Raw genomic sequence first — 10,729 nt, 5'->3', positions numbered from 1 at the left:
CAACCTGTTTGGTCGCGCGGACTCCCCCATCCGCGCGGTCGATATGGTCGTCGCACCGGTCACGGCCACTCGTCACGCTGCACCCCGAATCCACGGGACAGCGCCACGCGATGCAACGTGCAGGCGAGCCGTACGTCGAGCGCCCACGCCCCGAGCAGGTCGACCAGCAGGATGTCGTCGGCGCCGGTACGACCGGCGTGCTCACCGGTCAGCAGCTGTCCCAACTCGGCTTCGATCGGCCGGACACCACGGCTCGACCTGCCCGGTCGGCCCGTTCGACGTCGGCGCGGCCACAGGCCGCCGAACCGGCGAGCCCCAGCGGCTGCCTGCGACGGATGTGTGCCGTGCGGCGCCAGCCACGTCTCCTCAGGTGACGAGTCGACACACCAGGGCGACGGCTCGTAGGCGATGTCGCCATCGACGGTGCGCTCGTAGGCGACGGATCGGCCGGGATCTCCCGGCCGGCTCAGCGACGCGTCGTCTACATAGATCTGCCGTACCTGGTCAACCACCCCGCCGGCGAAGCCCACCCTGGCGGTGTTGATCAGCAACGCACCGCTCGCCGGGACACCGATGTCCAGTCGGTCCGGTCGTGGCACCAGACCCACCACCAGGGTGGCGCCGAAAACCGCGTCAGCCGCCGCCTCGGTCACCGTCCAGCCGACACCTGCCCGGTCGAGCTCGGCCAGCAGCTGCGGTTGGACGTGCTCCTGCGAGGACGCCCCGGCGCCGTGGAAGATCGCCACGTGGCTGAGCCCACCGGCCCGGCCGAGGATCAGTGGGAGCAGCAAGCTGGTCGCGGATCCCGGACCGAGCACTGCTGCGGTCACCGCGCCCGGGGTCACCAACGCCCGGACCGCGATGGTGGCGAGCGCCGCCATCCGGGAGGCGGCAAGCGCTCGGGCCGGCAGCACGCAGCGCCGGCCGACCCGCTGGTCATCCAGCAGGACGAGATCATCCGGCCCCGGCAGCTGGATGATGCGTCCGTCCGGCATGTCGTCCCCCACCTTCCCGGTCACCCCGTCGCGTAGCTCCTCAGCGAGCAGGTCGACCGCGTCGACCGCGTGCAGCGCGCTGACCAGCTCGGCGGTGTTGAGCTGAAGGACGCGGCCGCTCATCTCGACAGTGGCTCCCTCCAGCCGGTGACCAGGAGGCCGCTCAACGTGACGCGGCGCTCTGGGCGGCAGGCTAGCCACGGCGGCTTCCCGAACGCTCTCGATGTGCTCTCAGTGGACCAAGAGTCCGTCGAGAGCGCGACGCGACATGCTGCGGTTGGTCCACCAACGGATGCGTCGAGACACGACACGGAGGCGACAGGACATGGGATTCCACCGGGAGTTGAGCCCGACGTCAACCCGCGAACGTACGGCGAGGACCCCGTCCACACCGCAGCTGCTCGGGTTGCTCGCGGCCGCCGCCATGTTCGTCGGAGCCGTGACGGCAACCGCCGCCGGGCCGCAGGCGCAGGCCGGTTCCGTCCCGGCCGAAGCAACCAGTGATCCCCGCGACATGCACTGGTGACGAGGACGGGCGGCGAGCCGGCTAGACCCGCTGGTGGACCACCTCGATGGGGATCCGACCATCGGCTCCACTTGTCACACCTGGCCCTCGGCGTGCCCGGGGTGATCGTTTCCAGAGAGGATCCTGATGAAAAGACTGGCCAGACATACCCTGGCGGTGACAGCGGGCCTCGCCGTCGTGCTGTCACCAGGCGCGACGACCGCCGCCCAGGCCGGCAGTCCCCAGCCCACCCTGCAGGTCGTCGCCAGCGGACTGAACAACCCTCGCCACCTGGTCGTCGACCGGGGCACCATCTGGGTGGCGGAGGCCGGCGTCGGCGGTGACCTACAGTGCATCATCACCCCTGAGGGCGAGCAGTGCCTGGGGCACAGTGGGGCCATCACCACCGTCCGCGACGGGGTCGTGAGCCGGGTCATCGAGGGGCTGCCGTCACTCGGCGCGCCCACCGACGGCTCGTACGCCACCGGCCCGGCCGACCTGTCGCTGCGCAACGGCCGACTGACGGTGCTCATGTCCACCTCGGGAATCGACCCGGTCACCGGGGAGAACCCGTTCGGCGCCAACGGTCCCGAGATGGGCCGGCTGCTGCACTTCATCTGCCCCGGCGCCGGGCACGTACGGCTCGGCGCCGACTTCGGCGTCCACGAGGCGCGGCACAACCCCGACGGCGGTGCCGGGGCACCCGCCGGCGCCGAGATCGAGTCCAACCCGTACGGGATGGTTCCGTTCCGGGGCGGTTTCGCGGTAGCCGACGCCGGCGGCAACGATCTGCTCTGGGCCACCCGGGGCGGCCGGATCAAGACGCTGGCGGTGTTCCCGACCAAGGACGTCGGCGGCGGCTGGCAGCTACAGAGCGCGCCCACCGCCGTCGAGGTCGGCCCGGATGGGGCGCTGTACGTGGCCGAGTTGAGCGTCGTCGCGGGAACCGCCCGGGTCTACCGGGTGGTGCCCGGACAGGAACCGACCGTCTTCGCCGACGGGTTCACCCTGCTCACCGACCTCGCCTTCGACCGTCAGGGGCGGCTGCTGACGCTCTCGATGGCCAAGAACGGCGCGATCTTCCCGCCGAGTCACGGCGAGATCGTCCGTGTCGAGCACGACGGAAGCAAGACCCACTTCTCGCCGGAAGGGCTGATCGCGCCGACCGGCATCGCGGTCTCCGGCGACGACGTCTACGCCACGAGCCAGGGCGTGTCTCCCGGCATCGGCGAGATCGTGAAGCTGCGCCTGCCGTGACCGACCGGTGCGGTTGTCCCGGCGGCGGGACAACCGCACCGTCACCGGCGGCCGGCCCGCTGCGGTGCGGCGAGTTCCAAGGCCGACCGGCTGGACCGGATCTGATCCAACCAGCGCGCGGCCTGTTTGGAGTCCAGCTCGGCCAGCAGTCGCGCGGCCCGTTCCAGACTGTCCGCCGCCTCGTTGAGGTTGTCGTTCATCGCGTGCAGGTCACTGAGCACGCTCAATGTCCGCGCCTGCCACAGCACCGAGCCGAGGTCCTCGAACAACCGGCTCGCCCCAGCCAGGTACTTCGCCGCGGCGACGGTCCTCCCGGTGGACAGGCACAGCTCGCCCAACGCGTACAGCGCCTCCCCTTCGACGAGCCGTTCCCCGACCCGCCGGGCCAGGTCCAGAGCGTGCAGGAGGGTCTGCTCGGCCCGCTCCGGCCGTCCGTCGCGGGTGTCGACGATACCGAGGCCGTAGAGCGCGTACACCTCGCCGATCCGGTCACCGATGTTGCGTACGATCAGCAGGACCCGGTGCAGCGCCTGCCGGCTCAGCTTGATCTGCCCGGTGCTCAGATGAAGATGGGCGAACTGGTGCACCACCTGGGCCTCGCCGCGCAGACACCGCACCTTGAGGCAGATGGTCAGCGCCTCCTCCAGCAGTGACCGGCCACGCTCGGTCTCCCCCTCGTCGATCCAGAACTTGGCGACGCTGCGCAGGATCTGCGCCTCGCCCATCTCGTCACCGACGGCGCGGAGCGCGGTGAGAGATCGCTCGTAGTTGCTCAGCATCGCCGAGGTGTCCCCACGCAGCCCTTCGATCAACGCCACGTTGCGCAGCACCAGCCCGCAGCCGTGGGTGTTCTGCTCACTTCGGAAGATCGACAGCGCCGCGGCGAAGTACTCCCCGGCGGTGGCGAGCCGCTTCTGGAACATATGCAGCGTGCCCAACGAGTAGAGCATGGCTGCCTGCCCGTTGCGGTTGCCGGCCTGGGTGGTCGCAGCCAGCCCGATCTCCGCGCTCTCCCGCCACAACTCGTAGTAGCCCTTGCTCTCGAACAGGGTCACCGAGGTGAGGGCCAGATCCCAGCAGTGGTCGTGCATCCCGTACGCGGCGGCCTGTCGGATGGCCGCGACGATCGCGAACCGCTCGTTGTCCCACCAGTCCCGCTCGGCGCCCCACCAGTCCAGTGCGGATCTGGACGACGGACCCTGGCACGGCGGACGCCAACGAGGGGCGTCTCCGTGCAGCAGGGTGAAGTCGCCGCCGTACTCCTTGCGGTGCGCCTCGTCGGAAAGGGTGAGCCAGGCACCGAGAACGCGGGCGACGGCGGCGTCCCGCTGCGCCGGACTCTCGGTGGCGCTAAGCATCTCCTGGGCGTAGACCCGGATCAGGTCGTGGCAGCTGTAGCGGACCCGGTTGCCGGCGTACTCGACGGTGTCGAGCATGCGGGCGTCGACCAGGCTCTCCAGCAGGTCGACCGCGTCCAGCAGGTCGGTGTCCAGCAACGCCGCCGCCGTCCAGGCCGGAAAGTCGCGTACCTGCACCAGGGCGACGAGGCGGAACAGCCGCTGCGCCCGCACCGGCAGCCCCCGGTAGGTGAGTCCGATGCTGGCCCGCAGCTCCAGTCCTCCGTGCGAGAACTCGTCCAGCCGGCGCGCCTCGTTGCCCAGCCGGCGGACCAGATCGGCGATCCGCCAGTGCGGGCGTGACGCAAGCCGTGCGCCGGCGATCCGCAGCGCCAGGGGCAGGCCGTTGCAGAAGCGGATCAGCTCCAGCGCCGCCGGCTCCTCGGCGCGGGCCCGGTCGTCACCGACGATCTTCTGCAACAGTTCCATCGACCGGGCTGCGTCGAAGGGTGCGACATCGACGCGCAGCGCTCCGGGAAGCCAGGCCAGCCGTCGGCGGCTGGTCACGATGACCGCGCAGGTCGGGCTGCCGGGCAGCAGCGGAAGGATCTGGTCTTCGCTGGTGACGTCGTCGAGCACGACCAGCACCCGACTGCCCGCCAGCGTGCTGCGGTACAGCGTCGCGCGTTCCCGGAGATCGTCGGGGATCGTGGAACCACTCACTCCCATCGCCCGGAGGAATCTGGACAGCACCGCACCCGTGTCACTGCCCTGCGGATTCTGGAATTCGCCGTACAGATGGCCGTCGGGGAACTGATCGGCGATCTCGTGCGCCACCCGGAAAGCGAGACTCGATTTCCCCACACCACCCACACCGGAGATAGCGACAATCCGCATCGAGTACGGCGCCAGCTCATTCGACGACTCGCCGGTCAGCGCTTCCTTTATCCGCCCTATCAGCGACTCACGCCCGGTGAAGTCGGCGATGCTGAACGGCACCTCGTGCGGCACGATCGGCTGTAGCGACGAAGCTTTCTCGTCAACGCCGGCATTTATCACCGGCCGGGGAAAGACGGGCTGTTGATCCAGCGCCGGATCGCGATTCAGAATCGCCCGCTCCAGGTCCTGCAGTTCCTGCCCCGGCTCGATGCCGAGTTCCTCCACGAGCACGGCGCGCGCGTGCCGGCGGACCTCCAGCGCCTCAGCGGGGCGTCCCGAGCGGTACTTGGCGAGCATCAGGTAGCCGTACAGCCGTTCCCGGAGCGGATACTCGTGCACCAGCGCGGTCAGCTCGTTGACGACCTCCTCGTGGCGGCCAAGGGCGAGGTCGAGCCGGACCCGCTCCTCAAGAGTGGACAGCCGCTGGTCGTCCAGCAGCACGGCCCCCCGGCGCACCAGCCCGCTGTGGATGTCGGCGAGCGCCGGCCCCCGCCACAGGTCGAGCGCCTTACGCAACGTCGTGGCCGCAGCGGCGATCCGTCCATGTTCGGTCTGCTGGCGCGCCTGCGCGACGAGGTCGGCGAACAGCTCGCTGTCCAGTTCGTCCCCGGACAGGGTGAGCAGGTAGCCGTGCGGATGGGTCCGGATGACGTCCGGCCGCCCAGCCGTTCCGAACAGCTTCCGCAACAAAGAAATGCAGGTCTGCACCTGACCGCGGGCGGTCGACGGCGGGTCGGTATCCCACACCGCCTCGACAAGTTGCTCGACGGGAGTCACACGGTTCACGCCGAGCGCCAGCATTGCCAGAATGGTACGCTGCCGCGGCCCACCAATATCCAGTGATCGGCGGCAGCCTATCAACTCCAGTGCGCCGAGAAGTTTGACATACATATCGCGACGAACCCCCGAGTCGAGCACCCTCCGCACATCACACCATACACGCGCCGCCTTTCAGGCACCAGCACCCTATTGCGGCCGCATATCCACATATGTCCGAGATCGATTACCCCGCCCACGACGTCGCCACCGAGGGGATTACCGCCGGTCAGATTCGACAAATGCCGCCGCAACCCCGCACAAGGAATAGCCTGAGTCGCCAACAAGCCACGCCACAGCTCCGATCAGCACAAGAATCGTCACCCACAGTAAGCGAACAACGGGCGGGGTCCACGCATCTGACAAATTACCGACCGTACTGCGAAAATAGACTCCGGTTTCATTTGGTAAATGCGGCTTAAGTCGGATATATCATGGTCACGCGCCGGCGGGGCTGCAGTCCGCCGCCCGGCCGGCGAACAGCGCGAACCCTCCCCGGTCGCCGTCGACCCCGGCAGGAGGGGCCATGCCGTGCCGCGAGCGACGCCTACCGACCCGGCCCGCCACCCACACAGGACCGGACACCCCCGCAACCAACCAGGTTGGACGGCTCCGGAATCGACCAGGCCGGGCCGGACAGCCGGCCATCACCGACACCGGCGTCGCGTCGAACAACGCCCGCCAACCCGGGCACCGACGGGAAATTCAGACCGATACGCCGTACCCGCCTGACCGGCGGCGCCGCGATCGCCTGAATGACATCGATGTCGATCAGAGTCGATTGACGCCGGCGTCGAAAGTCGACCGACACCTGAATGTCAGCCGGCGAATCGCAGACGCGACCGGTCTGCCATCGATGGCTGTTCCGGGCTGACGTCGAACATACGCCTGGCCTGCGTCGTCGCGCGTACCTGAATAGTCTTCATCGCCCGGCGGGACGAACAGACGCGACAAGCAGACGTCCCCAGTTCCGGCCACAACTGTCGTCGGGAGCCGGAACCGGGGACACGATGGAGTGACCCGATCAGTACGCGGTGCAGGTCACCGCCGGTGATGTGTTCGTGCCGCTCCAGGTGCCGATAAAGCCGAAGCTGGTGCTGGCGCCAGCAGCGAGCCGACCGTTGTAGTCGACGTTGCGCGCCGCGACGGTCGCCCCCTGCGAGGTGAGCGAGGCGTTCCAGGACTGGCTGACCGTCTGCCCGTTGGCGAAGGTCCACGTCACCGACCATCCGGTGATCGGTGACGGGCCCGCGGTCACCCGCACGTCACCCTGGAAGCCGCCCGGCCACTGGCTGGTCACCGAGTACGTCGCCGTACAGCCCGGTCCAGGGGGTGGCGTGGTCGGCGGCGGTGTAGTCGGCGGCGGCGTGGTCGGCGGCGGCGTGGTCGGCGGCGGCGTGGTGGTCGGTCCGCCCCAGCCGGCCGTGGAGTCCAACCAGGCCGCCCGCTGCAGCATCCAGTCCCGCATGTAGTCGACCTGGCCGCGCCAGGTCGGCGCGGTCGGGGTGAAGAAGAACCCGATCATCGGTGAGGTCAGGTTCGGCCACCGCTGGAAGTTACGCTGCGCACCGTTGGTCAGCGGTGCGGCCAGGGCGTCGATCCGGGCCCGCAGCGACGCGTCGGATAGCAGGCCGCGCCGCAACGACTGCCAGCGCAGCCGGACCTCGTTGACGAACGCCGGGTCACGCATCAACTGGTTGAACCAGTCGTTCGCCACCGGCTGGCGGGTTTGCTGGTACTGCCAGCCGGCGGTCTGGTCGTTCTGGAAGAAGCCACCGACGCCGAAGGTCAGGTCGTAGTCCCACAGCGGTCCGGCGAAGATCTTCGTGTCCCGGTCCTTGTAGAAGTAGGCGCTGCGGATGTACGCGTCCATCTCCCGGCTGAGCTCGTTGAGGATCATCTGGTCGATGAACGTGCCGACCTCGATGTACGCCCGGTAGCCGGTCTCCGGGTCGGCGAAGTTGGGTGCCCGCAGCACATCGTGGAACTCCTGCAGATAGCCGCGCAACCAGTCGGCCTGCTCGGGCTGCAACGGGTCAGGGTCGGCGACCTCCAGGTAGTTCCAGCAGGTGGCGGCCGGCCCGGTGCAGGGCAATGTCGGCTCCTCCGCAGCCATCCACTCGAACTTCCAGATGTAGCCACCGGTGATCTTCGGCAACGTCAGATCGTCCTCGTCGAGTTGCTTGAGGTCGAGCCGTTCCTTCGCGTTCTTGATCGTCTCGACGATCATGTAGACACCCATGTAGTCGTCGTCACCGACCGGGGTGGCGTCGGTGTTCCGGTAGAACTCCACAAAGCGGTAGCGCGGGGCGTACAGGCCCATCTCCCGGCCCAGGTCGTAGACGAGCGCCTCGCGGATCAGCGACTTGTCCGGGAAGGGGCCACGCAGCACCCAGTCCGACTGGGCTGGCATGCCGAGCACCGGGTAGTCCGCGTCATCGTCGTCGTTGTCCCAGAACTCGATCCGGTACGGGGTCTTCTCGAACGTCGACGACGACTGGCCACGCAGCCGGAATCCGGCCCGGGTGGCGACCGCCGGGGTGCCGTCCAGCGCCGTCGTGCCACTTCCCGGGTCGAAGATCATCAGGGACGAGTCGAAGTACTCGCGGGCGGGTCGGCCGGCACCGTAGGTGTCGACCACGACCACCGGCAGATCGTGGCGGGTGGTGACGGCGCGGGCGACGTACATCGCGGTACCGGGCGCCCCGGCCGCCGCCCCGCCGACAAACGCCTGGGCCCGCAGCTGGGTGGATCGGGTGAAGCGCAGCGCGGCCCCGGAGTAGAGCGTGGACTGTGCTGTCGGCAGCTGACCGTTGGTGGTGTAGCGGATCTGTGCGCCGCTGACCGTGGTACTCAGCGACACCGCGACCTCGCCCTGGAAGGTGCCACTGGGCACCGAGAACTGGATGTCGCCGACCAGGTCCTCGGCCGCGTCAGCGGCCGCGATCTGGTCGGCCGCAGCGAGCGGTTTGGCGCCGGCCGGCAAGGAGTGGTAGACGAGCAGCCCGGCGACCAGTGAAGCCGCGACCGCGACTCCCACGGCGCGGACGGCCGCCGGCGCGGCCCCGGTACTACGGACGGTTAGACGCACGATGCCTCCTGTTCGATGTGGCGTACGACGGTCGGCGTCAGGTGCGTCGCCGGGCCCGACGGCCGATCCGACGGCGCAGGGATGCCGCAGAAGTGCCGACGCAGGGTGCGCCGCCACGGGCCGTCCGGCAGGTCCGGCCGCAGCGCGGCCAGGCCGGTCGCGTACTTGGAGATGCGCATCGGTCGGATGCCGCCGCGCCACAGCAGCCGGTCGGCGGCCGCAGCCGCGGCGCTCGACTTCGTCTCGACGACGGCGACCTGCGGCAGCGTCAGACTCGCCGACCCGCACCGCCAGCGCAGCTCAGTGTCGATGGTGACCCGGCTGAAGCGCTGGCTGGTGGTGGCCGGCAGCAGCAGCGTGCTGCGCCGGTAGCTGGTGACCAGGGTCGGGGCGAAGTCGCCGTCCGCCGGGATGGCCTCCCGGGATAGCACCTCATCGACGAACTCGCGGCCGGGACCGACCGTGCTGCGGTCCTGTGACAGGTACCGCAGCCGATGCTTGGTAATGCTGTCCCGGGCGCCGTTGATCTTGACTTCAAGCCAGCAGTCGCCGGAGTCGAGGTAGGTGCGGGTGCGTACCTTGAACCGCCGCCGACGGCGGTAGGCGGCACAGTGGTAGCTGGCCAGCCAGGGGGTGTCAAAGTAGATCGACTCGTAGCGGAACGACCGGTCCGCGTCAATGTCCAGGACCCGGGTGCCGGCGGGCAGCTGACTCAGCAACGACGGCAGTGCGGTCAGCGGCACGACGTACTTGCGGTCCACCCTGGTCTGCAGCGCGGCGCGCTCGATCAGCTCGGCCAGATCGATCGGAGCCATCTCGCCGAGCGCGGCGGCGATCGCGAGGGCGGTCATCGGCCCGCTCCCGCCACAGCCGGCGCACCCGTCGCAGCTGGGGCGGTACGCCGCCCGGCAAGCGAGTAACGTACGTCCACGATGGTCGTTTCGTTGACCAGGTCGAGCCGTTGGACGGTGGCGCCGTGCACCCGGGCGCCGAGCAGTTGCTCCAGCTGCGCGACCAGGGCGACCTGGTCGGTGGCCGCCGAGTCGAGCACCATGATCTGATGGCGGTAGTGCCGCAGCAGCCGCGGGTGGTCGCCGAGGAACATCACCGCCAGGATGAGGGCCATCAGGCCGGCGCTGAGCCAGATCGAGGTGGTGCTCAGCGCGCCGAGGATGCCGAGCGCCAGGGCGGAGAAGTAGTAGGCGACCTCGTGCTGGTCCAGCTCCGTCGAGCGCAGGCGGATGATCGACAGTACGCCGAACAGCGCGAGCCCGAGGCCGAGCCCGGCGCCGACGTTGCTGGCGCTCAACGCACTCGCCACTGCCAGGACGCCGACGTTGACCCCCAGGTAGGCCACGACGAGGTCCCGACGGCGGTGGCGCGGAAAGTAGAGCCCGAAGACGAGCAGCGCCACCGCGCAGATGTCGATCGAGAACAGGACGAGCTGCGTCATCTCGTTCGTTCCTCCTGGGTCGCTGTCGGACGCCGACGCGTCCTGCCAGCCGGCCACACCGCCCGGCTGGGCAGGTATGGACGGCAGACGAACAGCGCCGGAATTTCCGGTAAACTTTCGGGAACTCTCTCGAAACGGTAGCCATCTCATCGATATACGTCAATGCTTATCGCCTGACGTGGTCCCGCTGCCCCACTCAGACCACCGCATCTGGACATCGCTGTGCGAGAGAACTGCCTGGTGAGGTCCGATACGCAGCCGCCAGGCCGGACGGCTGCGACACCGTCCAACCAGGCACCGGAAGTTTCGGGCTGCGCGGTCGGGCCGGAAGCCGAG

The 10,729-nt window shown here is 69.0% G+C and carries 7 protein-coding genes and 1 pseudogene; 2 read left to right on the top strand and 6 right to left on the bottom strand.

Annotated elements, in window-relative coordinates; all coding sequences use genetic code 11:
- Window positions 1-59 precede the first annotated feature (59 nt).
- A complete protein-coding gene (locus O7621_RS13470; protein ID WP_282234267.1) occupies window positions 60-1,118 on the bottom strand; it encodes a hypothetical protein in 1,059 nt (352 codons plus the stop codon).
- Between the two features lie 202 nt (window positions 1,119-1,320).
- Between O7621_RS13470 and O7621_RS13465 the strand changes: the two genes are divergently transcribed.
- The gene (locus O7621_RS13465; RefSeq protein ID WP_282234266.1) at window positions 1,321-1,521 is read left to right on the top strand and encodes a hypothetical protein; all 201 of its coding nucleotides are present in this window, start codon (window positions 1,321-1,323) and stop codon (window positions 1,519-1,521) included.
- Between the two features lie 126 nt (window positions 1,522-1,647).
- Window positions 1,648-2,757: a ScyD/ScyE family protein gene (locus O7621_RS13460; RefSeq protein ID WP_282234265.1), complete on the top strand. Its 1,110-nt coding sequence runs from the start codon at window positions 1,648-1,650 to the stop codon at window positions 2,755-2,757.
- A 41-nt stretch (window positions 2,758-2,798) separates the two neighbouring features.
- On the opposite strand, the gene O7621_RS13455 is transcribed toward O7621_RS13460, so the two are convergent.
- From O7621_RS13455 to O7621_RS13435, 5 genes and pseudogenes are all read right to left on the bottom strand, one after another.
- On the bottom strand, window positions 2,799-5,924 hold the full coding sequence (locus O7621_RS13455) for an AfsR/SARP family transcriptional regulator (RefSeq protein ID WP_282234264.1): 3,126 nt from the start codon (window positions 5,922-5,924) through the stop codon (window positions 2,799-2,801).
- Window positions 5,925-6,873: 949 nt separating this feature from the next.
- The gene (locus tag O7621_RS13450; protein ID WP_282234584.1) at window positions 6,874-8,433 is read right to left on the bottom strand and encodes a CotH kinase family protein; all 1,560 of its coding nucleotides are present in this window, start codon (window positions 8,431-8,433) and stop codon (window positions 6,874-6,876) included.
- Window positions 8,434-8,547: 114 nt separating this feature from the next.
- Window positions 8,548-8,745, bottom strand: a pseudogene (locus tag O7621_RS13445) (chitobiase/beta-hexosaminidase C-terminal domain-containing protein); the annotation flags it as partial.
- A 185-nt stretch (window positions 8,746-8,930) separates the two neighbouring features.
- Window positions 8,931-9,791, bottom strand: coding sequence for a polyphosphate polymerase domain-containing protein (locus tag O7621_RS13440; RefSeq protein ID WP_282234263.1), 861 nt, complete (start codon window positions 9,789-9,791; stop codon window positions 8,931-8,933).
- Complete coding sequence (locus O7621_RS13435; RefSeq protein ID WP_282234262.1) at window positions 9,788-10,393, bottom strand: DUF4956 domain-containing protein; 606 nt, start codon at window positions 10,391-10,393, stop codon at window positions 9,788-9,790. The genes O7621_RS13440 and O7621_RS13435 overlap by 4 nt, the downstream gene beginning before the upstream one ends.
- Window positions 10,394-10,729 lie beyond the last annotated feature (336 nt).

This window comes from Solwaraspora sp. WMMD937 (assembly GCF_029581175.1).
In the GTDB taxonomy this organism is placed as follows: domain Bacteria; phylum Actinomycetota; class Actinomycetes; order Mycobacteriales; family Micromonosporaceae; genus Micromonospora_E.
Note: the sequence above shows the minus strand (reverse complement) of the source record. Positions and strands in the feature narration are given on the sequence as shown.